24 protein-coding genes are annotated in these 25,947 nt (G+C 46.6%); 16 read left to right on the plus strand and 8 right to left on the minus strand.

Features of this window, described 5'->3' with window-relative positions; all coding sequences use genetic code 11:
• Window positions 1–41: 41 nt before the first annotated feature.
• Window positions 42–1,772 (minus strand): HAMP domain-containing sensor histidine kinase, encoded by a 1,731-nt coding sequence (locus KO501_RS05325; protein ID WP_216028612.1) that lies wholly within the window; start codon window positions 1,770–1,772, stop codon window positions 42–44.
• Window positions 1,773–1,967: 195 nt separating this feature from the next.
• On the opposite strand from KO501_RS05325, the gene phoB reads away from it, so the two are divergent.
• The 10 genes from phoB (at window position 1,968) to KO501_RS05375 (ending at window position 11,153) form a co-directional block, all read left to right on the plus strand.
• Window positions 1,968–2,657, plus strand: coding sequence for a phosphate regulon transcriptional regulator PhoB (gene phoB, locus KO501_RS05330; protein ID WP_216028613.1), 690 nt, complete (start codon window positions 1,968–1,970; stop codon window positions 2,655–2,657).
• Window positions 2,658–2,734: 77 nt separating this feature from the next.
• Entirely contained in the window at window positions 2,735–4,033 is a 1,299-nt protein-coding gene (gene phoR, locus KO501_RS05335; RefSeq protein WP_216028614.1) for a phosphate regulon sensor histidine kinase PhoR, read from the plus strand.
• On the plus strand, window positions 4,030–4,992 hold the full coding sequence (locus KO501_RS05340) for a phosphate ABC transporter substrate-binding protein (protein ID WP_216028615.1): 963 nt from the start codon (window positions 4,030–4,032) through the stop codon (window positions 4,990–4,992). Before phoR ends, KO501_RS05340 begins: the two co-directional genes overlap by 4 nt.
• Before the next feature lie 189 nt (window positions 4,993–5,181).
• On the plus strand, window positions 5,182–5,940 hold the full coding sequence (locus KO501_RS05345; RefSeq protein ID WP_216028616.1) for a DUF3450 domain-containing protein: 759 nt from the start codon (window positions 5,182–5,184) through the stop codon (window positions 5,938–5,940).
• A gap of 12 nt (window positions 5,941–5,952) precedes the next feature.
• On the plus strand, window positions 5,953–7,317 hold the full coding sequence (locus KO501_RS05350) for a MotA/TolQ/ExbB proton channel family protein (RefSeq protein WP_216028617.1): 1,365 nt from the start codon (window positions 5,953–5,955) through the stop codon (window positions 7,315–7,317).
• 3 nt (window positions 7,318–7,320) lie between these two features.
• Window positions 7,321–7,848, plus strand: a complete 528-nt coding sequence (locus KO501_RS05355; protein WP_216028618.1) for a MotA/TolQ/ExbB proton channel family protein — start codon at window positions 7,321–7,323, stop codon at window positions 7,846–7,848.
• 24 nt (window positions 7,849–7,872) lie between these two features.
• Entirely contained in the window at window positions 7,873–8,280 is a 408-nt protein-coding gene (locus KO501_RS05360; protein WP_216028619.1) for a biopolymer transporter ExbD, read from the plus strand.
• 3 nt (window positions 8,281–8,283) lie between these two features.
• A complete protein-coding gene (locus KO501_RS05365) occupies window positions 8,284–8,892 on the plus strand; it encodes an energy transducer TonB (RefSeq protein ID WP_216028620.1) in 609 nt (202 codons plus the stop codon).
• 5 nt (window positions 8,893–8,897) lie between these two features.
• The gene (locus KO501_RS05370) at window positions 8,898–10,205 is read left to right on the plus strand and encodes a tetratricopeptide repeat protein (protein WP_216028621.1); all 1,308 of its coding nucleotides are present in this window, start codon (window positions 8,898–8,900) and stop codon (window positions 10,203–10,205) included.
• 300 nt (window positions 10,206–10,505) lie between these two features.
• The gene (locus KO501_RS05375; protein WP_216028622.1) at window positions 10,506–11,153 is read left to right on the plus strand and encodes a class I SAM-dependent methyltransferase; all 648 of its coding nucleotides are present in this window, start codon (window positions 10,506–10,508) and stop codon (window positions 11,151–11,153) included.
• Between the two features lie 15 nt (window positions 11,154–11,168).
• Here KO501_RS05375 and KO501_RS05380 read toward each other — a convergent pair whose 3' ends face one another.
• Window positions 11,169–11,585: a hypothetical protein gene (locus tag KO501_RS05380; protein ID WP_252728179.1), complete on the minus strand. Its 417-nt coding sequence runs from the start codon at window positions 11,583–11,585 to the stop codon at window positions 11,169–11,171.
• 121 nt (window positions 11,586–11,706) lie between these two features.
• Between KO501_RS05380 and KO501_RS05385 the strand changes: the two genes are divergently transcribed.
• The 6 genes from KO501_RS05385 (at window position 11,707) to KO501_RS05410 (ending at window position 19,316) form a co-directional block, all read left to right on the plus strand.
• The gene (locus KO501_RS05385) at window positions 11,707–12,813 is read left to right on the plus strand and encodes a PQQ-dependent sugar dehydrogenase (protein WP_216028623.1); all 1,107 of its coding nucleotides are present in this window, start codon (window positions 11,707–11,709) and stop codon (window positions 12,811–12,813) included.
• Window positions 12,814–12,996: 183 nt separating this feature from the next.
• On the plus strand, window positions 12,997–15,609 hold the full coding sequence (gene acnB / locus KO501_RS05390; RefSeq protein ID WP_216028624.1) for a bifunctional aconitate hydratase 2/2-methylisocitrate dehydratase: 2,613 nt from the start codon (window positions 12,997–12,999) through the stop codon (window positions 15,607–15,609).
• Window positions 15,610–15,695: 86 nt separating this feature from the next.
• Entirely contained in the window at window positions 15,696–16,142 is a 447-nt protein-coding gene (locus KO501_RS05395; protein ID WP_216028625.1) for a DUF192 domain-containing protein, read from the plus strand.
• A 35-nt stretch (window positions 16,143–16,177) separates the two neighbouring features.
• The gene (lysC, locus tag KO501_RS05400) at window positions 16,178–17,527 is read left to right on the plus strand and encodes a lysine-sensitive aspartokinase 3 (RefSeq protein WP_216028626.1); all 1,350 of its coding nucleotides are present in this window, start codon (window positions 16,178–16,180) and stop codon (window positions 17,525–17,527) included.
• Window positions 17,528–17,560: 33 nt separating this feature from the next.
• On the plus strand, window positions 17,561–18,268 hold the full coding sequence (locus tag KO501_RS05405; protein WP_216028627.1) for an AraC family transcriptional regulator: 708 nt from the start codon (window positions 17,561–17,563) through the stop codon (window positions 18,266–18,268).
• Window positions 18,269–18,377: 109 nt separating this feature from the next.
• Window positions 18,378–19,316, plus strand: coding sequence for an EamA family transporter (locus tag KO501_RS05410; RefSeq protein WP_216028628.1), 939 nt, complete (start codon window positions 18,378–18,380; stop codon window positions 19,314–19,316).
• Here the strand turns inward: KO501_RS05410 and KO501_RS05415 are convergent.
• The 6 genes from KO501_RS05415 to surA form a co-directional block, all read right to left on the minus strand.
• Window positions 19,313–21,337: a methyl-accepting chemotaxis protein gene (locus KO501_RS05415; protein WP_216028629.1), complete on the minus strand. Its 2,025-nt coding sequence runs from the start codon at window positions 21,335–21,337 to the stop codon at window positions 19,313–19,315. The genes KO501_RS05410 and KO501_RS05415 overlap by 4 nt on opposite strands.
• Before the next feature lie 252 nt (window positions 21,338–21,589).
• Window positions 21,590–22,405, minus strand: coding sequence for a symmetrical bis(5'-nucleosyl)-tetraphosphatase (locus KO501_RS05420; RefSeq protein WP_216028630.1), 816 nt, complete (start codon window positions 22,403–22,405; stop codon window positions 21,590–21,592).
• 45 nt (window positions 22,406–22,450) lie between these two features.
• Complete coding sequence (gene apaG / locus KO501_RS05425; protein WP_216028631.1) at window positions 22,451–22,828, minus strand: Co2+/Mg2+ efflux protein ApaG; 378 nt, start codon at window positions 22,826–22,828, stop codon at window positions 22,451–22,453.
• The gene (gene rsmA, locus KO501_RS05430) at window positions 22,828–23,649 is read right to left on the minus strand and encodes a 16S rRNA (adenine(1518)-N(6)/adenine(1519)-N(6))-dimethyltransferase RsmA (protein WP_216028632.1); all 822 of its coding nucleotides are present in this window, start codon (window positions 23,647–23,649) and stop codon (window positions 22,828–22,830) included. The genes apaG and rsmA overlap by 1 nt, the downstream gene beginning before the upstream one ends.
• Complete coding sequence (pdxA, locus tag KO501_RS05435) at window positions 23,646–24,629, minus strand: 4-hydroxythreonine-4-phosphate dehydrogenase PdxA (RefSeq protein ID WP_216028633.1); 984 nt, start codon at window positions 24,627–24,629, stop codon at window positions 23,646–23,648. The genes rsmA and pdxA overlap by 4 nt, the downstream gene beginning before the upstream one ends.
• 20 nt (window positions 24,630–24,649) lie before the next feature.
• A complete protein-coding gene (surA, locus tag KO501_RS05440) occupies window positions 24,650–25,930 on the minus strand; it encodes a peptidylprolyl isomerase SurA (protein WP_216028634.1) in 1,281 nt (426 codons plus the stop codon).
• Window positions 25,931–25,947: the final 17 nt, after the last annotated feature.

A 25,947-nucleotide genomic window follows, 5' to 3' on the forward strand; every position in this document is an offset into this window, starting at 1 on the left:
GTACCAATGGCAGGGCCATGCTGCAACGATGTATTTAACCGTTAGAGGGATTTATTTAAAAACCGGATGATATAGCGAAGACCTTCACCCGGTTCACTGTAGGCTTGAATACTACCGTTTAAAGCTTGGGTAACAAGGTTATACACAATGTGGGTACCTAATCCGCTGCCACCGTGTTCGCGACTGGTGGTATAAAACGCGTCGAAAAGCTGGTTAAGGCCTTTTTTGTCCATGCCTTTTCCATCGTCACTATAATCGATAGTAACGTAATCATTTTCTTGGGTAACGACCAAACGAATATGGCCTTGTTCGCAATTATCAAATCCGTGGACCAAGGAATTAATGATCATGTTGGTGATAATTTGCGCAATAACACCGGGTGCGCACAGTATTTCCAAATCGTTAGGACAGGTAATGGTCACTTGGTGCTGGGTTTTTTTAATGGTGGGTTGGAGTGACAGTAATATTTCATGTAGGTAGGTATTTAAATTAAAAAGACGTTCAGCCTCACTGGTTTGATCAACCGCAACCTGTTTAAAGCTGGCGACTAATTCAGATGCCCGGTTTAAATTATTCATCAGTAATTCAGCGGTTTGACTCGCTTCTTCAATAAAGGCGGACATATTTTTACCGGATAAGGATTTGTCTTTATACGCGGCATTTAATTTGTTGATACGTTCTTGTAAATAACTGGCTGCGGTAACACTTACCCCAATGGGGGTATTCACATCATGGGCAATCCCCGCCACTAAGCCCCCTAAGGACGCCATGCGTTCGGATTCCACTAACTGATCTTTGATAAGGTTCATCATGTCCATATGCTTGGCCAGCTCGCTATTGCGTTTACGCAATTCATCTTCGATAAATTGACGGTTTTCGTTTTCCTGTCGAAGCTCTCGTTGGTTCGCAATTAACTCGTCTTTTTGCTGTTCTAGGTCAAGCATGATTTGGGACAAGGAGGCGGTCTTCTTGGCCACTTCTTGTTCTAAGATGAGATTTTGGTCGTCTAATTTTTTGTTCGCGTGAGTCAGGGCGCTTTGAACCCCTTTTAATTTTGACTGGGAACTGATGAGATCATCGATGACCTGATTAAATGATTGTTGTAAAAGCCGAAGTTCATTGTCGTCATCGGTGGTCACTTTTACTTTGGATTCTTGAGGATGCTCAGGATCAAAGGATGTCATTTGGTCGGTAAGTTCAGAAAGGGGCTCGGACAACATCCGTTTAAAGGCGGTCATAAACAGAAAAACCAAAAAAGCAGTTTTGATAATGGCATTACCAATGAGGAAGAAAATACCCACTTCGATACGGCTTAATATAATGTCGAAGCTAGAATAGAGCGTTACGTCCCCAACGTAAGACTGGCGTCCGGAAAATTCAAAGACCAAAGGGAAGCTGTAACTAAAAATGCCGCCAGGGTGATCTTGTTTGATACCTGATTGAACCGGGGGGCCGGTTACTGGAATGGTTTGCCCGTCATCAGCGATAAGTTCGCCGTTTTCGTCTCTTACTTGCACGCCTTCCACAATGGGTAACTTTGTCAGGCCTTCAGCAATCACCCGCGCCTGCACTTTGTTCAGCTCCCAGTTGGCGCGAGTAAGGCTTTCTGCAAAGGTGTTTTTTAAGGTTTGTAATTCGCTTTCTATGTGATTTTTGGTACTGAGGTATTCAGTGAATATTTGACCGATGGTCACCAGCAATGTGAGGATGAAATAAACGGACAGCACACGCGTTAATAATTTACGTGACAATCCTGTCTTCACCGTGGTCATCCTGATGCATCCTCACCGTTAGGAAAATCTGTAAGCCACAGAATAGGCGTAAATTGCTGAATAAACAAGCTACTTCATTTAACATAAAGGAGATAAAATACCTTTTCCCTTGACACAAATTTGTAATCGTTTTAATAAAAGTGTCACAGACCCCATCAATAATAGCGGCGATTTGTCATGAGCAGGAAAAAAGTTATGTCTCGATCAGTATTGATAGTGGAAGACGAAGCGCCAATTCGCGAAATGCTAAAATTCGTCCTGGAACAGTCTGGTTTTGATACCGTAGAGGCTGAAGATTACGATGTGGCCCAACAGAAAATTTGTGAACCTTACCCCGATCTGATTTTGCTAGATTGGATGCTGCCGGGCGGCTCGGGTGTGCAATTGGCAAAAAGCCTCAAACAGCACGAGTTTACTCGGGATATTCCGGTAATTATGCTTACTGCTCGGGGAGAAGAAGAAGATAAAATCCGAGGACTGGACGCGGGGGCTGACGACTATATTACTAAGCCGTTTTCTCCCAAAGAGCTCATTGCCAGAATTAAAGCCGTGATGCGCAGGGTAACCCCAACCTCAAGTGAAGAACCTATTGAATTTAATGGGTTAAAGCTAGAGCCTATTTCCCATCGGGTAATGGCCAACTCCGATCCTTTAGATATGGGGCCGACAGAATTTAAATTACTGCATTTTTTTATGACCCATCCAGAGCGGGTATATAGCCGAGAGTTATTGCTCGACAATGTATGGGGAACTAACGTCTATGTGGAAGATCGAACGGTGGATGTGCACATTCGACGCTTACGCAAAGCGGTTTCTCTACACGGGCATGATGCAATGATCCAAACCGTACGTGGTGCAGGTTATCGGTTTTCTACTAAAATGTAATTGCTGGGCGCCGATTGCACCTAGGGCTCAGCATTGTCACAATAGCCGTTCATCCTCATTACAAGGCCGCTTACTGCATGTATTACCCATTTTCCTGGCTTAGAAGTGCAGTACGCTTAACCTCGTACCTGCTGATCTTCGCTTTAACAGGCTGGTATATGGATGACATGGTCCTAGCTGTGGCGGTAGGGGCGACCGGGTTACTGGCAATAAATTATTGGCAGCTTTTTAAGCTTAATCGGTGGCTATGGCATAGTAGAAAAATGTCGCCTCCCACCGTCACTGGCGTGTGGGAACACATTTATGAAGGTATTTATTATCTTCAACGTCGCAACCGTAACAAGCGAAAAGAGCTGGGGGCCTTAGTAAAACGTTTTCGGGAAGGTTCAGAAGCGCTGCCCGATGCCGCGGTGGTGGTGGACTCTAAAGCTTGTATTATCTGGTGTAATCGATTGGCGCGCTTAGAGCTTGGACTGAAATGGCCAAGTGATGCTGGTCGTCGCCTAGATAATCTTATTCGTCACCCTGATTTTATCGCTTATTTTCATGAAAGTGACTTTAACCACCCCATTGAGGTGCCATCCCCCACAAATCCGAGCAAATCCTTCGAATACCGGGTAATGCCTTATGGCGAAGAGCATCTATTGGTGATTGCCCGGGATGTCACCCGTGTCTCCCAACTAGAAGAAATGCGTAAAGATTTTGTGGCCAATGTATCCCATGAATTACGCACCCCCCTCACGGTGATTTCCGGTTATCTTGAAATATTACCTGACACCGAGCAAAACCCCATGGTCAATAAGGCTCTCGGGGAAATGAGCGCGCAAACTCAGCGAATGCAAAGCCTGATTGAAGATCTATTGGTGCTGTCTAGGATTGAAGCGAGCTCAGAAAGGATCTATGAAAATACGGTCAATATGCCGGTGATGTTACAACAGTTGGAAAAAGAAGCCGCTACATTAAATAAAGAAAAACAGCACCAAATTCATTTTCATGTGGATACCTCGTTAATTGTGTATGGCGTGGAAACCGAATTGCGCAGCGCCTGTTCCAACCTTGTTTTCAATGCCGTACATTACACCCCGAAAGGCGGTGAAATTCATGTTTACTGGCGACGTGAAGACGACGGCGCCAAATTTATCGTTGCCGATAACGGTGATGGGATTGAGCAAAACCATTTAGCACGGTTAACCGAGCGTTTCTATCGAGTAGACAAAGCCCGTTCACGGAAAACTGGGGGGTCAGGCTTAGGCTTGTCCATTGTAAAACATGTGCTTAGCCATCATAATTCCCACCTAGAAATTGCCAGTGAAATGGGAAAGGGCACGACATTCTCGTTTCTTTTAGATGAAGAATTACTTGCGGAGACGCCATGACAGCCATGAACATGTGGCGTTTAATCCTAGTGTGCTGTTGCTGGTCATGGGGCGCCTTGGCTGAGACAACAGCCGTACCTGAGTATCAAAGGGTGCCTGGCGTGGCGGGTAAAATCACCTCTGTAGGTTCAGATACTCTGGCCAATCTGATGGCGTTATGGTCTCAAGAATTTCAACATTTATATCCGCAAGTTAAGTTTCAGGTACAAGCATCCGGTTCATCCACTGCACCGCCAGCGCTAACCGAGGGGACCGCCACCATAGGTCCGATGAGCCGTGCAATGAAACCCAGTGAAGTACGAGACTTTGTAAGAGCCCATGGTTACCCACCGACAGTGCTAAAAGTGGCCATGGATGCCATCGCCATTTTTGTCGAGCGTCGCAATCCCATACAAGGGCTTACCACCACCCAGGTCGATGCCATTTTTTCTGCCACCCGATATTGCGGCGGCGCAACACCAATTACCCACTGGCAACAGCTGCAACGTGGGACCTATGATAAGTCCACGCCTATCCGCCTTTTCGGCCGTAACTCGGTATCAGGTACCTACGGTATGTTTAAGTTGATGGCGTTGTGTAATGGCGATTTTCGCCCCACAGTGAATGAACAACCGGGCTCGGCGTCGGTTGTATTATCGGTGGCGACCAGTAACACCGGTATGGGGTACGCTGCCTATGGATATAAAACTGCCGGCGTGAAGGCCTTATCAATTGGCCGTAGTCGCCGCGCAATGATCCCGCTAACCAGTGAGACGGTGCGCAACGAAACCTACCCGTATACCCGTTTTCTATATTTGGTCGTGAATAAAAAACCCAATGAACCTTTGCCAACCTTAGAACGGGAGTTTTTGCGATATGTCTTGTCCCAACAAGGACAACAACAGGTCACCCGAGACGGCTATTTTCCCATACTTGAAGACGTGCTGCTGCGCCAGCGACGACTCCTTATCAACGACTAATTCCCTGCCTTGGGATTAGCGATTTAAATATATATTTAAAAACACGCCTTTTTGTTATCTACCAGCAACTTTTTATGACAGAAGAAATATGACAGCCATGTAATAAAACTGTCATGGAAACTTCCTATCCTACCCGCAGAATTTTTAGTCGGTGTGTACCGATTTCTATTAACAGTAAGGTTTGAATGTATGAAGCTTTTCAACTCGTTGCTGCTGGCGAGTGCCTTGTCGGCTACCTTTGCCATGGCACAAGACGACAGCGTCTTGAACCCCGTTGTCGATGAAGCGGCTAAGATAAATGAAAGTGCCGCTAAGTCACAGGATAAAATCAACACTATCGCTGACCAAATCGATGACAAACTTCAAGCGTTCAAAACGTTGAATAAGGAAATCGAAGGCTTAGAAGTCTACAACACCCAGCTGAGTAAACAGATTGCCAACCAAGAACAGGAAATGGCCGATCTTAACGCCTCCATCGACGAAGTATCGGTGATTGAGCGTCAAATTACCCCATTAATGATTCGTATGATTGACGGACTCGAGCAGTTTATTGCCTTGGATGTTCCGTTTCTTGCCGAAGAGCGCGAAAACCGAATTGCCGATCTTAAAGCCATGATGGACAGAGCCGATGTCGCGCCGTCGGAAAAATTCCGTCGGGTCATGGAAGCCTATCAAGTTGAAATGGATTATGGCCGCACGTTAGAGGCTTACAGTGGTATTCATACCATTGACGGTTCTGAGCGCGATGTGGAATTTTTACGCTTGGGTCGCACAGCGTTAATTTATCAAACACGTGATGCAGGTAAACAAGGGGTATGGAATAAGCAAACCCGCCAATGGGAAGAGCTAGATAGCAGTTACCGTACGCAAATCACCAAGGGCTTGCGTATGGCGAAAAAGCAATTGGCTCCAGACTTACTCATGCTGCCAGTAGCAATCACGGATTAAGAGGTAAAGACCATGTTTAAACAAATGAAATGGTTAGCAGTAGGTCTGACCGCTGCGACATTAAGCGTTAATGCAGTGGCACAAAATGATCGCGCGCTGGATCTGGATGCCCTACTCAAGCAATTAGAAGAAGGTCAGTTCGCCCAATCTCAACAAAACAAGCAACGAGAGCAAGCGTTTGTCAGCCAACGGGCACAGCAAGATCAAATTCTTGCCGATACCCGAGCTCAGCGAGATCAAAAACTGGCGACCTCCGAAGCGTTGGAAACCCAGTTTGAAGAAAACGAGTTTAAATTAGCGGATCTTAACCAAGCCCTTGATGCCCGTTTAGGCTCATTAAAAGAATTGTTTGGTGTATTGCAGCAAGTTGCTGGCGACACCAAAAGTAAGTTCCAGAACTCTATGATTTCTGCCCAAATTCCAGGCCGTTCAGACTTTCTTGATAATATGGCTCAAGAAATGGGAAAAAGCTCCAAGCTAGCCTCTATTGATGAAATCGAACGGGTGTGGTTTGAGATGCAACGTGAGATGACCGAATCGGGCAAAGTCACCAAATTTACTACCAACGTGGTAGAAGCCGGTGGTCAGAAGGTCAGTAAAGAAGTGGTACGAGTGGGCCCATTTGCCTTAGTGTCAGGTGGTAAATATCTCGACTATAACGGCATCACAGGTACGGTAGCAGAATTGATTCGCCAACCGGCCGACCGCTACGGTAGTTCTGCTGCTGATTTGCAAGCTTCTAACGGTGAGTTGGTGCAATTGGGTATCGACCCCACCGGTGGCTCTATCTTAGGTTTGCTGGTACAAGCCCCTGATTTACAAGAGCGTGTAGAACAAGGTGGTGTCGTAGGCTATATCATTTTAATTGTGGGCGCGTTTGGTTTACTGCTGGCGTTAGAGCGTTTGATTACCCTTACCTTGGTACGAACCAAAGTAAACAAGCAGCTTAAAAGCAAATCCATTAACCCTAACAATCCATTAGGCCGCGTATTAAAAGTACGCGAGGACTATCCTAACGCGGATGTAGAAGCATTGGAGTTGCACCTTACTGAAGCCATTTTAGGTGAAGTGCCTAAACTAGGCCGTAACCTCACCATTATAAAGATCATTTCGGTGGTTGCGCCATTGATGGGGTTGTTAGGAACCGTGACCGGTATGATCAATACCTTCCAGGCCATTACTTTATTCGGAACCGGTGACCCTAAACTGATGGCGGGTGGTATCTCTACTGCATTGGTTACCACGGTGCTAGGACTGGTGGTCGCTATTCCTATGACGTTGCTTTACGCCATGCTAAACACTCGCAGCAAAAACATTGTGTATATTCTGCAAGAACAAGCTTCTGGTGTAATCGCAGAGCGCGCAGAGCGGGGCTAAGCCATGATCGCATTTCTCGAAGCAATACGCGATTTTACAGAGACAGGTGGCCAGGTTCTCCTGGTCATCGGTCTGCTGATATTCACCATGTGGTTGTTGATCCTCGAGCGTGCGATGTACCTGATGATTTGGCACAAGAACTTTAAAAAGCAAGCGGTAGCAGACTGGAAAGCGCGACAAGATCGATCTTCCTGGTTAGCTGAGCAGATTCGTCAAAAGACCATCTCCCGTTTGTCCATTCAATTAACCGGCAGTATTCCTATTATTCAGTCGTTAGTGGCCCTTTGCCCGCTGCTAGGATTGCTCGGAACTGTCACCGGTATGATTGAAGTGTTCGATGTCATGGCCATTTCAGGCTCAGGTAACGCCCGTTCTATGGCCTCAGGGGTGTCGAAAGCGACCATCCCCACAATGGCCGGTATGGTGGGAGCCCTGTCAGGCGTATTTGCGTCTACCTGGTTAAACAGAAAAGCAAAAACTGAGCGCTCGCACCTTGAAGAAGCGCTAATTATTGACCGTAAAGCCGGGTAACGGCGCGAGTCTAAGGTAATCACTATGAAGCAGCACTTTCAAAATCTGGTGGATGAAGAAGAAGCCACTATCGATATGACGCCCATGCTGGACGTTGTTTTTATCATGCTTATCTTCTTTATTGTAACGGCCTCTTTTGTTAAAGAAGCCGGGATAGATGTGAATCGACCAGAAGCCGCCACAGCGGTAAAACAAGACCGAGCGAATATTCTTATCGCTATCTCTGATACCGGTGAAATATGGATCAATAAGCGTCGGGTGGATGTGCGGGCTGTACAGGCGAACATCGAGCGTTTACACGCAGAGAACCCTCAAGGCACCGTGGTGATCCAGGCCGACCAAAAATCCACCACAGATACGCTGATTAAAGTTATGGACGCCTCCCGCGCGGCAGGTGTTTACGAAGTTTCCATTGCTGCACAAGAGCCATAAACTATGCCACGATTTATCATCGCATTTGTCATATCGCTGGCCATTACGCTGGGTCTGTTCTTCTTGATGCAGTCATTGATCAAGATGGGCGGAAGTGCACTCACCGAGCCGCCCAAGGGCAGTGTGCTCGATTTTGTTCGGGTTAAAAAGGAAGAATCCGTAGAACAAAAAGATCGCAAACCCCGCAAGCCGCCACCGCCTAAAGCGCCGCCGCCCCAAATGAGTCAACCGCAAATGGACTCACCGTCACCGGATGCCAATGGCACCTCGATGAATTTTGGTGGTGATGTGGGCGCCGATGTGTCGTTAGACGGCGGCTTAGCCTTGGAATCTGGCGATGGTGAATATTTACCCATTGTAAAGGTTGCACCGGTATATCCACGCAGAGCATTACAACGGGGAATCGAAGGATTTGTGATCGTCGAATTTACAGTGACTAAGCAAGGCACCGTGCGGGATCCTTTGGTGGTAGAAGCCACACCTGAAGGCATTTTCGAACAGGCTGCCATGGATGCGGCACTTAAATTTAAATATAAACCGCGGGTGGTGAATGGTGAAGCAACGGAAGTTTCCGGCGTGCAGAACCGCATTACCTTCCAGATTGACGGGTAAATGAGATGAATTGGGTATTATCCACACGTTTGGTTTTTGCAGGCACGTTGGCGATTTGTTTGCTTGTTACCGGCGTTTCGGTCAATCAGGCTGTCGCACAAGACGTTAAAGCCAGTGATAAAAAGACCCGTAAAGTACCAACCTTGCGGGCCAAGGTGTACGAACAACTGGCTCGGGCACAAACGGCAGCGGATGAAGAGGATCTTGACGAAGCCATTGCCATACTTGATGAAGTGGAAGAAAAGAAAAGCTCAATGAATAGCTATGAGCGGGCAATGATGTACAACTTCTATGGTTTCATTTATTACAATGCTGAGGATTATGACAAGGCGTTAGCGTCTTTTGCTAAGGTGGTCGAGCAACAGCCTATTCCTGAGGCATTTGAGATGACAACCTTATTCAGCTTAGCCCAGTTAAACTTAATGCAAGGCAACTATGCACAGAGTATTGATTATCTTGAGCGCTGGGAGTCGTTAAATACTGGGCCGGTGCCACCCAAAAACCTGATAATCAAAGCCCAAGCTTATTATCAGAATAAAGACTATGAAAAAGCCTCTACTTACATCACTAAAGCCATTGATGACCATGAAGCCCAAGGCATGGTACCGGATGAAAACTGGCTAATATTACAGCGCGCTATCTATTATGAACTTAAGCAGCCAGAAAAAGTAAAAGAAGTGCTGATTAAATTGGTCAAGCTGTTTGATGAGCCTAAATATTGGATCCAACTGGCGGGCATGTATGGTGAACTCGGTGAAGAGCGCAAACAGCTAGCAATCATGGAATCCGCTTATCAACAAGGTTATGTCACATCCAGCGCCGATATTTTTAACCTTGCACAGCTTTATTACTATCACAAGGTGCCTTATAAGGGCGCTAAATTGATGGCCCAGGCGATGGAAGAGGGCGTGTTGGATAAAAACTTGCGCAACCTGAAGTTTTTAGGTCAAAGTTGGACTTTGGCCAAAGAGCAGGATAAAGCGATCCCGGTTATGCGCGAAGCAGCAATGCTATCTGATGACGGTGAACTCGATGCCCAATTAGCGCAAATATTACTGAATGCCGAGCGATGGGGTGAAGCCATCGAGGCTGCGGATCGCGCCATTGACAAGGGTGAGCTTCGTAATCCTGGCCTGGTTTATCTGGTAAAAGGCATGGCACTGTACAATCAAAAGCAGTATGCCAATGCGCTTAACCAACTGGCCGAAGCTGAAAAACATCAAAAAAGCCGTGCTATGGCCCAACAATGGAAACGGTTTGTTGAAACAGAGAAACAACAGCAAGAACGCCTAGCCGTGGAATTGTCGAGCTAGCTAAAAGGGCTTTCTTTACAATTAAAGGATCATCATTAAAACCATGCCGGCCCGTTTTGTTGCCGGCGGTTTTTATTTCAAACTCGCCATCGTCTTTACACAATAAACTAGCACGACTATGCTGGTTTTATATCTATCTCAATCTTTTTTAAGTCCTGATATTCATTCTTAGGTATGGCTTGTAAGGCTATGACACTGATAGTTATCGGTTATAGTAGTGAAAGATAGTGACAAAATAATTAAAACGGCCACGGCATCCTACGCTAGGTCGTACCCATGTTCACTTTAAGGGCGACGTTAATGTCTGATACAAGTAATATTAATGAAAACAGTTATAATCTCACACCCATCCTTTACGATATTCGCGGTTTTTTCATTCTTACGTTGGCGTACCGAAATACACTCGCCTCTCAGGTACGTTTCTTTGCCGAAAACTTAAAGGGGCATCATCTTGAATGTGCCATCGGTACCGGAACCTTCACCGAAATCTGTATGAAGCATGCCCGTAAAAAGCAGCCTCATCAGGGCTTTTCTCTGGTGGGCGTTGATTATTCAAAAGCGCTTATGGGCGGGGCTAAACGCAAATTAAAAGGGGCCGAGTTGGCTATCGAAGACCTGCGTAACATGAGTTACGAAGATGAAACCTTTGATACGGCAAACTTACCCAATGGATATCACACCATCGCAGATATCGAAAAAGCCATGTACGAAATAGTGCGTGTGTTAAAAACCGGCGGGCAACTTTATATGAATGTTTTGCTCTATCCAGGTGAGGGTTTTATGAATAAAATCAGTACCAAGGTGAACGATTATGGGCAAAGCATCGGTATCTTAAATCGTCCCTACAGCCGCCAAGAAGTGCTTGAAAGCTTACCTAAATTTGGCTTACGCATTGACGATGAACGGACCATTAAAAACTGTATTTTTATTAAAACGACGAAAATATAACCCGAGTCTGCCCGTTTAACCGTAGCGTTTTTGTTGACGGGCAAGCAAATACCAAAACACACCGCCACCACAAAAACCCGCTAAACATTGCAGCAGTAACCCCGTTGCGCTTCGTGCTCCCGCTATCAAGGTGATCCCCATAATAGGTTGCAACGACACCAATAGGGTCAAGAGGGCCGTCATACCGGCAAATGGTAAAAGAAACCGTCTTTGGCTATACCCATTGGTGAGTATGGCAGCAAAGGCAAATGCTAAGAAAAGGGCAAGGGCAATACCACTGCCATAGGCAGGCAGTAAGCCGTAAATGTCATATAACGTGGTTTGCAAGTTTTCCTTTGCCGATATCTGTACTTCCAGTTTGCTCAGTTCATAAAGGACTGACTGAGTGTGTGAAATACTGGCAAAAAGATAGGTGACACACCAGGCCGGCATGAAAGATCGCAAAAATGATAAGGTAATGACTTGCACCATAGTGAACCACTTGGCAAATACTAAACCCCAGCATCATTTCATGCTAGGGTAGAGAACTCAAGTTTCGGACGATGATTAACCCATGGGAATTTGTCGCATAGTTGGTTTTATGCTGCTGTGGTCACTATTTGGCGTGGCCGACGCAAAGCAGGTAGATGAGATTCATTTTCAAGCCAAACGGATTGCTCCTGCTAGGTTGCAGTCTCCCTGGGCATTGGTGCAGTTGCCAGACGAACGTTGGCTTATTACAGAGCGCGAAGGGAACCTTGTGCTTTTAGGTGAACACCCTCGCGTCACTCGAATTCCTCTTGATTTACCCGCACTTTATTATGCTGGCCAGGGCGGGCTACTTGATGTTGCGCTGACTCAAGACTTTCCCTTGTCTGGGCGTATATTGTTAACCTTTTCACAGGGCACTGGGGATAAAAACCATCTCGCTGTGGCCACGGCGGTGCTGGAAAACGACCAAGTTCATGATCTCAAGGTGATCTTTTCTGTTACACCCGACAAAGATACGCCGGTTCATTTTGGTGGCCGATTGGCTGTGATGAATGACGGCACCTGGCTTGTGACGACGGGCGATGGATTCGATTTTCGTGAACAAGCGCAAAAGCGTACTAGCCAGCTAGGTAAAATACTGCGTATTCGCGAAGACGGACAAGCCCCTAAGGATAACCCGTTTGCCGACGCACCTTTTGTTTTTTCTTATGGTCACCGTAACCCCCAAGGGTTAGTCATTGATGAACAACACAATAAGATTTACGCCCATGAGCACGGGCCCGATGGGGGCGATGAGATTAATCTTATCCAACCGGCAAGCAACTATGGTTGGCCGGTCGCGACGCAAGGACTTGATTACTCAGGGGCACGGATTTCTCCTTTTACCTCTTATGAGGGGATGGTAGAGCCCCTATTTAATTGGAGTCCTTCTGTGGCACCTTCTTCAATGATTTTATACCAAGGTAGCTTATTTCCTACCCTTGACGGTCAGCTGCTGGTAACCACACTAAAAGCGCAAACCCTCATTGCTGTGGATATTGGGGCTAAGCCTGTTCATTCCCGAGAGATTTTTGCTACTATTATGCAGAAGGCGCGTTTGCGTGATATCGCTGTTGGCAACGACGGCGCTATTTATATTTTGACAGATGGAGAAAACGCAACCGTATTTCGTATTGCCCCCTTAAAATAAATAAGTATTCGTTTTAAACTTTTTGTTCTTCATAAACAGGATGAATGATGGTTATAAGTCGGCTACAGGGGCAATTAAATGTTATTTCGTTGTATGAGCCGGTATAATCTCGGCGTTTAACAGTCAATTTTTGGTCCCAAGACCGTTAATTTTACGGGCCAGAATAATTAAGAGGAAGCAATCGTGTTAGAAGACTATCGCAAACACGTTGAAGAACGTGCTGCTGAAGGTATCCCCCCGAAACCCCTCAATCCAGAACAAGTTGCAGGCTTAGTTGAATTATTAAAGAACCCGCCTGCAGGTGAAGAATCGTACCTTTTGGAACTGATTTCTGAACGTGTTCCTCCGGGTGTGGACGAAGCAGCCTACGTAAAAGCAGGCTTCCTAAGTGCAATCGTTAAAGGTGAAGATAATTCTCCTCTTATCGACCGAGAGAAAGCCGTTGAATTGTTAGGCAACATGCACGGCGGTTATAACATCATCACTCTCGTTGACTTACTTGATGATGCAGACCTTGCACCACTGGCTGCTAAAGAGTTAAAGCATACGTTGCTGATGTTTGATGCCTTCCATGATGTGGAAGAAAAGCATAAAGCGGGCAACGCTTACGCCACCGAAGTTATCCAATCTTGGGCCGATGGCGAATGGTTTACATCCCGTCCAAAACTGGAAGACAAAATCACTTACTCTGTCTTCAAAGTAACCGGTGAAACCAATACCGATGACTTGTCTCCTGCACCTGATGCTTGGTCTCGTCCTGATATTCCTTTACACGCGCTAGCGGCTTACAAAATGACCCGTGACGGTCTTGAGCCAGAAGAGCATGGCGTGAAAGGCCCAATGAAACAAATCGAAGACGTCAAAGCAAAAGGTTTCCCTGTTGCATTCGTCGGTGATGTTGTGGGTACGGGTTCTTCACGTAAATCAGCAACGAACTCTGTGTTGTGGTTCTTTGGTGAAGATTTGCCGGGCGTACCGAACAAGCGCGGTGGCGGTGTCTGTATTGGTAGTAAAGTTGCACCAATCTTTTTTAACACCATGGAAGATGCTGGTGCATTGGTTTTTGAAGCCGATGTAGAAAAAATGAACATGGGTGATGTCATCGACATCTATCCATATGAAGGCAAAATCACTAACCACGAAACTGGCGAAGTACTGGCTGAATACGGCTATAAATCAAAAGTTATTTTGGATGAAGTACGCGCCGGTGGCCGTATTAACCTGATCATTGGTCGTGGTCTGACAGACAAAGCCCGTGAAGCCCTCGGCTTAGGCACGGCTGATTTGTTCCGTTCGCCAGAGCAACCCGCTGACAGTGGAAAAGGTTTCTCACTGGCTCAGAAGATGGTAGGTAAAGCTTGTGGTGTTGAGGGCATTCGCCCCGGTACATACTGCGAACCTAAAATGACCACGGTGGGATCGCAAGATACCACAGGGCCGATGACCCGTGATGAACTTAAAGATCTGGCTTGTCTTGGCTTCACTGCCGATTTGACCATGCAGTCTTTCTGTCACACAGCGGCTTATCCTAAGCCGGTTGATATTGAAACCCAGCATACTCTGCCTGACTTTATTATGAACCGTGGCGGTGTGTCATTACGTCCAGGCGACGGTATCATTCATAGCTGGTTGAACCGTATGTTGTTGCCCGATACCGTAGGTACAGGCGGTGACTCCCATACACGTTTCCCTCTGGGTATTTCGTTCCCAGCAGGTTCCGGTTTGGTTGCTTTCGCAGCGGCAACTGGGGTCATGCCTTTAGATATGCCAGAATCCATTTTGGTACGCTTTAAAGGTGAGCGTCAACCTGGTATCACATTACGTGACCTCGTTCATGCCATTCCGTTATACGGGATCAAGCAAGGCCTGCTAACGGTTGAGAAGAAAGGTAAGATCAACCAGTTCTCTGGTCGTATTCTTGAAATCGAAGGCTTAGAAGACTTAACGGTTGAACAGGCTTTTGAATTGTCAGATGCCTCTGCTGAGCGCTCTGCGGCAGGTTGTACTATTAACCTGTCTGAAGAGTCTATCGCTGAATACCTGCGTTCTAACATCACCATGTTACGTTGGATGATCAACGAAGGCTATGGCGATCCACGTACCCTTGAGCGTCGTGCTCAGAAAATGGAAGAATGGTTGGCTAATCCTACGCTTATGCGTGCTGATGCCGATGCTGAATACGCAGAAGTCATTGAAATTGACTTGGCTGACATTAAAGAGCCTATCGTTTGTTGTCCTAACGATCCTGATGATGCGAAAACATTATCAGAGGTTGCTGGTAATAACGTAGACGAAGTCTTCATTGGTTCTTGTATGACCAACATTGGTCACTTCCGTGCTGCCGGTAAATTGTTAGAGCAGTACAATAAAACGCTGCCTACCCGTTTATGGGTTTCTCCACCGACTAAGATGGATAAAGCGCAGTTAATGGAAGAAGGCTATTACAACATCTACGGTCGCGTAGGTGTGCGTACAGAAATGCCAGGATGTTCTTTGTGTATGGGTAACCAAGCCCGTGTAGACGCTGGAACCACGGTATTGTCTACCTCTACTCGTAACTTCCCTAACCGTCTTGGTGATGGTGCCAATGTTTATCTGACTTCTGCCGAATTGGCTGCGGTTGGTGCCATTATTGGCCGTATTCCAACTGCCGAAGAGTATATGGAATATGCAGGTAAAATTGACGCTATGGCAGCCGATGTTTACCGCTATCTGAACTTTGATAAGATGGAAAGCTTTAAGAAAGCAGAAGAAGATGCGAAGGCTAAGATCATTCCAACATTGAATGTTGCCTGACTTGGCGTATAAACTAGCAAGCCGGGCACCTTAGGGGCCCGGCTTTTTTTATGTCTTTTTACAGACCCCACAACAAGGTAGACACAATGAAAATATTGTCAGTGATAAGAAACCTGTTACTTGTAAGCACGGTGGCATTGGTTGCTTGTCAATCGTCAGCTCAGGAGCCGGTGGAATTTGCCCAAGCCAGTATTGTCATTAATGACAAGCCTCTTACGGTGGAATTTGCTAATACCCAAGAGCAACGAGCCAGAGGGATGATGTATAGAAAATCATTGTGCGATGATTGTGGTATGCTTTTTTATTTTTCACCTCCTCGCCAAGCGAGTATGTGGATGAAGAATACTTACGTAGCCCTTGATGTGGCATTTATCGACAGAAACGGCGTGATTACCGATATAAAACCACTAATGCCTCACGATCTTACGTCTGTGGGTGCATCAAAAGTGGTAACTTATGCGCTGGAAATGAATCAAGGCTGGTTTGCCGCTAACAACGTTCACGTAGGCGACCAGATAAGTGTCAATTTATAGCTCAATTAAAGGTTGGGTTTTCATCGGAGAAAGCAGTGACTAATTCTCTTAATATCGCCAAATTTGGTGGTACCAGTGTTGCTACATACGAAGCCATGGAAAATTGTGCTCGTATCGTGGTGGCGAATGTTGCAACCCGCATTGTTGTTGTAAGTGCTCAGGCCGGCGTGACGAATCACCTAGTCAGCATGGCGCATACACCCCTTACCAGTGAGCAGATAGAAACGACCTATCAAGCCATTGTAGCAATAGAGCGTGCCGTACTTAGTCAATTAAAAGACAAAGACAGCGTGGCTGAGAAACTCGATGATCTGTTTGAGGAATTGCGTGGATTAGCCTTCCATGAAGAAATTCTTCACCGGGACGATTTAAAAGATCAACTATTGTCCATGGGCGAGCGCATGTCATCGCTGTTATTTAGCGCTGTGCTAGCAGAGCAATCTGTACCTACATTGAATTTTGATGTGCGAAAAGTACTGCGTACTGATGATGTTTATGGTGAAGCCACCCCCCAATTAGAAGAAATTTCCTCGTTGGCAACACAATTGCTACGGCCAGAAATGGAGCGAGCCATTGTGGTAACCCAAGGTTTTGTGGGCGCTGATGCGAAAGGTAAAACCACCACTTTAGGTCGAGGTGGCTCTGATTTTACCGCGGCGTTGCTAGCAGAAGCTTTAAATGGCGATACCTGCGAAATATGGACCGATGTAACCGGTGTGTACACCACCGATCCCAGAATCGTAGCGGCTGCTTATCCGTTGCCAGAGCTGAGTTTTGAAGAAGCGGCAGAAATGGCGACTTTCGGTGCTAAAGTGTTACATCCGGCGACGATGGAGCCCGCGTTACGCAAAGATATCAAGGTCTTTGTAGGGTCTAGCAAAGCGCCGGAGAAAGGCGGCACTTGGATCATGCGTAACTGTGAGCATGAGCCACCATACCGAGCCATCACCCGTCGTAAAGAACAGGTAATGGTAACGGTTAAAACCCCTAAAATGATGTACGCACAAGGCTTTTTGAAAGAAGTCTTCGGTATCATCGCCAAAAATAAACTGAGTGTGGACTTGGTAACGACCTCTGAAATTTCCGTTTCTTTTACCTTAGATAATCCGGCAAACTCGGTAGCGCAACGGTTAAATAAAGCCACCTTGGCAGAATTGGAAACCATTTGTGATGTGACCGTTGAACATGGCTTTGATTTGGTCACCGTGGTGGGCAATCATATGCAAACGGCCAAAGGGGTATCCAGTAAAATATTTGCGGCGGTTCACGATTACAATTTACGGATGATTTGTTTCGGTGCCAATCCACACAACATGTCCTTTTTGGTTAACCACCAAGACAGTGATGATATTGTGCAGAAGTTGCATCGAGAACTGTTTGAATAGAGCGACGGCAATCTACAAGGTTGCCACAGCCTGATGATCAATACCTTATCAGTACGTGCGTATAGCCGGCAAAAAGTTGGCCATGCGCATCCCTTCTATCAACTGGTTTTACCGCTACATGGTGTGATCAATATCTCTGTGGGAGGCTTTAACGGCAGTGTAGGGCCTAGTGAATGCGTAATGGTAAAACCCCATGAAATCCATCATTTTACTGCCGCAGAAAATGCCCGCTTCTTAGTTGCTGATCTTGATACCTTGCCTTCTACACTGAGTCATTCTGAGGTCAGCGTGTTTTCAATCAGTCAGCCCATGGCTAAGTTACTGCCGTTTATCGCTTGCCAACTTGAAACCAAAGTGAGTGCTCAAATTGAACAAGCAATGATGACCACATTTGTTGCCGTTCTTAATGAACAACAACTGGGACTATCCATGTCGCCCCGTATGCGTAAAGTGGTGCATTTCATTCATGAGCACCTTCATTGTTCTTTGAGCATTCCTGTTCTCGCCGAGGTAGCTTGTCTAAGCCCAACCCAATTTAAAAAACAATTTCGAGCCCAACTTAAGACCAGTCCTGCCCGTTATATTCTTGCCTTGCGGATGGAAAAATCCAAGGCACTGCTAATTAATACGGATCTGAGTATGCTGGATATTGCAGAAGCAGTAGGTTATCAGGACGTCTCCGCTTTTAGTCGCCGCTTTTCCCACTACTTTGGTTTACCGCCGTCTAAAATCGCCTGCTAGAGGACGTAAGCAATGCGTCTTTTTGAACATGGAAAGTGTCCAATCTGCAAAGAGAAAAAAAACCTTAACTTATATAATGAGCTTATAATCGAAGGTTGAGTTTTTCATTATGTCTGATCAGCAATATACAATTCGCTGTGTTTTTGCCATCGTTGTTGCCAGTATCTTGTGGGGAACCACGGGGACGGCGGCAAGCTTTGCCTCGGGTGTAAGTCCACTGGCCATCGGCGCTATTGCCATGGGAGGCGGCGGTTTACTCATGTGTTTGCGGGTACTAAAAGGCCTGTTACAACACCGTGGCGCATTGTGGATGCAGGGCCGGGCCTTATTGCTGGGCGCCGCTTGCGTGGCCATATATCCGTTAGCGTTTTATTCTTCCATGGCTATGGCGGGGGTGGCCATCGGAACCATTGTTTCTATCGCTAGTGCGCCGTGTTTTGCGATGATCCTCGATATGTGGCTCAACCGAAAGCCATTAACCGCGAGGTGGGTGCTGAGCTTGGTGTGCGGGGTCGCCGGCATTGCCTGTTTAACCTTGACTAAATCCCCTGAACACAGCGAGACTGTGATGAAGACAAGAGAGTGGGGCATTGGTTTGGGGTTGCTGGCAGGGTTGACCTACGCTGGCTATTCGTGGATCACAAAACACCTGATTACCGGTGGTGTTGTCTCCGGTGTGGCAATGGCAGCCCAGTTTGGCCTGGCTGCTTGTGTGTTACTTCCTTCACTGCTTTTTACCGGCGCTAATGTTACTGACTCCATAACCAATATGAGTGTGTCGATTTATATGGCAGTAGTGCCCATGTTTTTAGGCTATCTGTTATTTGGCTATGGCTTACGTAAGATTGATGCTAGCACCGCAACGCTGATCACCTTGTTAGAACCCGTTGTGGCGACATTACTGGCGGTGTATTTGCTTACAGAGCGATTTACGCTAACAGGATGGATAGGCATAGGATTGATTGGCTTGTGCTTAAGTATACAAATGGGCAAAAAGCCGGTTAAGAGGAAAACGGCCGCACCGGATAGTGCGGCAACTAAAACTTAAACTTTAAATTGTCGAATGGACTGTTGTAATTCCTCAGCCAAGCGAGCGACCTCGGTGCTGGATTCTGAGGTTTGCTGGGCGCCAGCGGTGGTTTCTTCGGCTATATCCACAATGGTCTCCAGCTTTTCGCTGATTTCCTGAGAGACAGTATTTTGCTCGCGGGCTGATTGCTCAATTTGAGTGCTCACATCATAGGCTTTACGTACCGCGACAGAAATTACATCGAGCGCTCGTGTGGCGTTATCGGTTTGCTCTACACATACCGTGGTTTGATCTTTACCTTGGTTCATCACCGATACCGCTTTTTCTGCGCCCGCTTGCAGCACTTCAATCATCTCGTTGATTTCTTGGGTTGATTGCTGTGTACGGGATGCTAGGGTGCGTACTTCGTCTGCGACAACGGCGAAGCCGCGACCATGTTCACCGGCACGGGCCGCTTCGATGGCAGCGTTCAAGGCAAGCAGGTTAGTTTGGTCTGCGACGCCGCGTATCACATCGAGAATACCACCAATGCTGGCACTATCCTGATGCAACTTATTGATCACCTCTGCGGCTTGTTGTACGTCTTCGGCTAATACTTCAATGGTACGTTTGTTTTCGGTAGAGATAGCGCGGACCTTTTCTGCCTCTGCATCGGCGTTACGGATTTCGTTTAACGTATCTTCTGCACTTTGTGTCACCATTTGCGAGGTGCTATGCATCTCGGTGGTGGCGGTGGCGACCTGAGCAATTTGCGATTTTTGGTTTTGAATAGAGTGGGTGGTCTGTGTGGTTACCGTGGATGTTTGCTCTGAGGCGGCCGCTAATTGCTCCGCCCGGGTATTGATGCCCGCGATCAGTGTTTTGAGGTTGGCGATAAGGGTATTACAGTTTGTCGCTAACTGCCCAAACTCATCTTCCGCTGAGTCATCAAGGCGCTGGGTAAGATCGCCAGAAGAGGCTACGGTAAGTAGCTTATTCACCCGATTTAAAGGACGGGTAATGGCGGTTACCGTCCAGTAACCAATACCTAAGGCGGCTGCCAATGACGCTAATGCAATGACAATAACAATCACGTTCCCAGAGGTAACTTTGTTCGTCACCTGTTCATCAATCATTTCCGCTTTCGCATTGGCTGCCTTAAGTAAGGTTTCTAAAGCCGCGATACCCTCTTGCCCATTGCTATCTGAACGATCCAATGCTTCTTGGGCGGCATTACGAAAGTCTAAGCGGGATTTTTGCAACGCCAGTACGCCATCGCTGCCGCTGATAGCATCAATGGCGTCATCCACCAGTGTGGCAATTTCATCTAATGTGCCAGTGGTGTCATTTCCGCGGGCTGCTCCCTGCATACTGTTCATTAACTCTTTAACATTCCCGACAATGAGCTCTACCTCATTACCAATAACCTGAGCGCGAACCTGTGTCTGAGTTTTTGCGTATTCCGTTGAAACGGTAATCAGTGACATCAATGCGGTTTCTAACTTGCCGCCAATTTCTGAGGCTTCCTGTAACGCACGGTTACCGACCACTTCATCAGATTCTGAAAAATCTAACAGGTAGGTGGAAGCATCATCCGCATTATCTTCAAGATCACCCACTCGCAGAGAAATCGCGTTGCGCATTTCCATGGATTTGCGGTGATTGGCATACATGGCTTCTACATTTTCTACATAGGCTTGATAGGCTGACTGGGTATCTTCAAGACTTTTTTGCATATCACCGTCACCGGCCAGTACGGTGTCGAGCTTTTTCAATTCTGAAGCAAAGGTTGCCTTACTTGTGGTGAAAACTTTATATTTTTCTTCAAGGCTGGCGAGGTCTTCTTCAATGTAAGCTTCAAATGTTACGCGCCCCATATTGAGGAAGCTGGCTTTTAGCGCGTTACTGCTTGATAACGTAGGTACTGCTACCTGATTGACTTCATCCACTGCTGAGCCGACGGAGTTTAAGTTTATCAGCGACGAGACACTTATGACTATCAGCAACAAACTGATGGTGATAAATCCGCCGATAATGCGCATTGCGACCGTGATTTTCATCCGAACTCCTAAAAACACAGTTTAATTTTTGTGTATTGTAATATTGTGCTTGTGTGGCTGCATTGCCACGCGTTGGTTGTTGCCTCTGATCGGCCAACAATGTTGTATCGCTGCTGGCTCTAGTACTTATCGACGTGAAAATATTATTCTTTAGTCGGATAGATGCAGACTCACGATGATTGTAACCAGATTATCATCGGGATCGCCACCGCTAATGAGAGTGGCAGAGTATTCACCCATCCAAATGGGTATTCAAGCCGATACGCAAAGGTAAGAATTCGATTCTACATGCAAGGCGGTGAGGGTGTTGCCCCACACATAACCGGTATCTAAGCCAATGAATTGGGAAGAGCCAGTTTCGCCTTCAAGGGCGGCCCAGTGTCCGAACACAATACGTTGTTGCGGATCCAAAAAAGGATTAGAAACGGTAAACCAAGGGTGTAATTCCTTCGACGCTTCGCTTGGGTGGGATTTACTGGCAAATTCTAATTGCTGGTTGTTTCGTAAAAAACGCATGCGGGTGCATGCATTAATTATAAAACGCTCTCTAGGGATGTCGCTGAGGTCGTCATGCCAATTATCTGGGCCATCGCCATACATATTTTTAAGTAGCGTAACCCAATCTGGTCCTTTCAGTTTGTCACTAATTTCGGTACTCAATGCTAATAACTTGTCCGTAGACCAGCTTGGATAGAGCCCTGCATGTATTAGTGTGTGGTGCTTGGTTGCTTGCAGCGCTAAGGGAAATTGACGAAACCAGTGGATGATCTCGGGCAGATGGCGATGGTTAAGCAAAGGGGTAAGGCGATCATTCTTTTTTGCCTTTTTTAGCCCTTGAGTTACCGCTAAAAAGTGAAGGTCGTGATTACCTAAAACCGTACTAAACCTATCGCCAAGTTTCATCAGAAATTGAACGGTGGCTAAGGAGTCTTCACCACGGGCAATGAGATCGCCAACAGCAAAAAGTGTATCGCGCTTGTCATCAAAATGTGCTTTTTCAAGCAATTTCATGAGACCACCGTAGCAGCCCTGTATATCGCCCACGATCAGCGTTTGAGAACGGCTCATTACTTGCCCTGTTTGCTTGTTTTTAAGAAATTATAACGAATATAACTAGTTGAGTGCGTTTGGCACACTCAGACTGAAAATATCGATGGGTACACGAAATCGTTCACCGTCTTCGTTTTTCATCTCGTAATAGCCTTGCATACTTCCTACCGGTGTGTCCAGTAATGCTCCGCTGGTATATTGATACTCGCTGGCAGGTTCAATAAGAGGTTGCTTACCCACCACGCCTTCACCTTTCACTTCCGTGTTCTTACCGTTTCCGTCAGTAATCAACCAGTATCGGTTGATTAGTTGAACCCGGGAGGTGCTGTAGTTTTTAATGGTGATATGGTAAGCAAAGGCGTACTTGTCTGAACCACTGGCCGGATGGTCCGGCAGATGTTTTGTGGAAACAGAAACCATAATATTTGACGATGAATGCATTACGCTTCCTCATCACGTTCTGCAACAAAGTTAGCCACAGCGGCAAAATCTGCCAATGAAAGGGTTTCTGCCCTCGCCGTAGGCGATAGGCTTAATTGCACAAGTTCCTCTTCATTTACCCAGTCTTTTAAGCTGTTACGAATGGTTTTACGGCGTTGATTAAACGCCGAGGCACAGACCTTTTCTAGCAAGTTCACACGGGTAACTGCCACCGGCGGAACAGCATGAGGAATTAAGCGCACTACGGCGGAGTCTACCTTTGGTGGTGGCTTGAAAGCCTCTGGTGGAACATGTAAAACCGGAATAACCGTACAATAATACTGGGCCATCACTGAAAGGCGTCCATAGCTTTTCGAGCCAGGCGCAGCGGCCAACCGATTCACCACTTCCTTTTGCAGCATAAAGTGCATGTCATGGACGTAAGACGCGAAGGAAAACAAATGAAACATTAATGGTGTAGAAATATTGTAGGGAAGATTACCAAAAACCCGAAGTTTACCGTCTGGGTTGGGCATATTCGCTAATAATTCAGTGAAATCTAATTTTAGCGCATCTTGTTCCACAATGGTCAGCTTGGCACCATTAAATGGGTGGTGGCGTAATCGATCAGCAAGATCTCGGTCAAGTTCCACCACCGTGAGCTTGGAAACCTCTTCACAAACCGGATCGGTGAGAGCGCCTAAACCCGGTCCAATTTCGACTAAGTTCTGGCCCTCTTGTGGATTGATAGCATTGACGATATTACCAATGACGTAGTCGTCGTGCAGAAAATTCTGTCCAAAACGTTTACGTGCCGTGTGGCCTAGGTGTGTTTTACTCATTGTTGTCTATTCGCTAGCTCGATGGCTTTTTGTAGTGCAATTCTGAAACTGCCGGCATCTGCCTGACCTTTCCCCGCAAGATCGCAGGCGGTGCCGTGATCCACCGAGGTTCTGATAAACGGCAGACCAAGGGTGATATTCACTGCTGCACCAAAGCCTTTATACTTAAGCACGGGTAATCCTTGATCATGATACATCGCCAGCACCACATCGGCATCATCCAGATATTTAGGCTGGAAGATGGTATCTGCGGGTAAGGGGCCGGTAATCTTCAGACCTTCTTCTCGTAACGATTCTAAAGCGGGAATAATGGTCATCAGCTCTTCAGTGCCAAGGTGACCGCCTTCACCGGCATGAGGGTTTAGTCCACACACATAAATATGAGGTGAAGCAATACCGAATTTTAGTTTTAGGTCGGTATTTATAATGTGTATGACTTTGTATAAACGTTCTCGGGTGATGGCTTTAGCCACATACTCTAAGGGAATATGTGTGGTGGCTAAGGCCACGTTTAACCCTTCTGTGGACAACAGCATCACCACATCCATGGTATTGGACTGATGGGCGAAATACTCGGTATGTCCACTAAAGGAAACGCCAGCCTTATTAATAATGCTTTTATTTACCGGGCCGGTGACCACTGCATCAAAGCCTTCTTCCATATTGGCGTGGCAGGCTTGTCGTAACGTTTCCACCACATAATGGCCGTTGTCGCTGTTGAGTTCGCCGGGCACCACGCCAGTAGTGGTATCGATTTGCTGTAGGAACAAGGCGCCAGGAGGTTGAATCTCTTCAATTTCATCCTTAAAGGGGATCAATGTGAGGGGGTAACCTAACATTTCAGCCCGCGCCTTTAGCATATCGCCATCGCAAAATACCACCAGTTGTGCATCCCAGGCTTCCTGAGCTAATGCAATAATAAGATCCGGTCCGATTCCGGCCGGTTCCCCGGGTGTTACGGCAATGCGTATTGGCTTCATATAATTAACGTTTGTCCGTTTTACTCTAATACTTCAATGTAGGCTGAATCACGCATTTCACGCAACCAGGTTTCTGACTCTTCTTTGAATTTTCGGCTGTACAGTAACTGCCGTGCTTTATCTTCTTTGCGCTTTTCGGTGGCGTCATCGAAACGTCGGTCGATCAGTTGCATTAAGTGCCAGCCATGAACGGTACGTACAGGTTGGCTGTATTCGCCAGGCTTGAGTTTGGCCAATGTATCTCTGAATTCAGGTACATAAATGGTAGGGTCAGCCCAACCTAATTCGCCGCCTTTAAGCGCTGAACCGGGATCTTCAGAGTACTCTTTAGCCAGTTCTGCAAAATCTGCTTCGCCGTCGATCAATTGTTGGCGGAATTCAAGAAGCATTTCTTTGGCTTTCTCATCACTTAAAATAATAGAAGGCTTAATAAGAATATGGCGAGAGTTTACTTCTTCAATCGTCACCTTTTCTATGCCGCGGGTGTCTTTCACCTTAAGAATGTGAAAGCCTGCACCACTGCGGATAGGTCCAATAAGATCGTCTTTTTCTTTTCCTTGCACCGCTTCTGCGAACAAAGTAGGCATGGAGTTAATGTTTAACCAACCCATGTCTCCGCCTTCAAGGGCATTGGAGCCTGACGATGATGTAATGGCAATTTTAGCGAAATCAGAACCATTTTGAAGTAATTCCATTACCTTATCGGCTCTTGAGCGAGCGCTAGCCAAATCTTCTGCAGACGGGTCTGAGGGCAACCCGATAAGAATATGCCCAAGGTGATATTCGGCCTGTTCAGCGCCTTGTTGATCCATCAGGTTCACCAGGGTTTCAACTTCTTGAGGTGTGATATAAACCCGACGGCGTACATTGGCACGGCGGACTTCACCAATAATTAATTCTTCGCGCACATCTTCACGGTAATCGTCGTAAGACATGCCTTCTTTTTGCAATTCAGAACGTAAATCGGAAACCGTAGCGCCTTGCTGTTGAGCAATGTTGCTGATGGTTTCTTCTAATTGGGGATCACTAACCTGTATACCCATTCTTTCAGCCATTTGCATTTGCAGGCTCTTAATGATGAGCCTTTCGATGGCTTGGGTCCGCAGCACGCGGTCAGAGGGCAATGCTTGGTCTTGGGCCTGAGCATTTTTCTTTACTTCTTCAATGAGGCTTTCGATTTCACCTTCAAGAATAACGCCCTGATCGACAATTACGGCGACCTTGTCTAACGAGACAGGCTGAGCCATGCTCATAAATGAGAACAGAGCACTGATACAAATCGCGCGGATAATGAACTTCATAATCACTCTTTTTATAG

This window comes from Alteromonas sp. C1M14 (genome assembly GCF_018860965.1).
GTDB lineage: Bacteria > Pseudomonadota > Gammaproteobacteria > Enterobacterales > Alteromonadaceae > Alteromonas.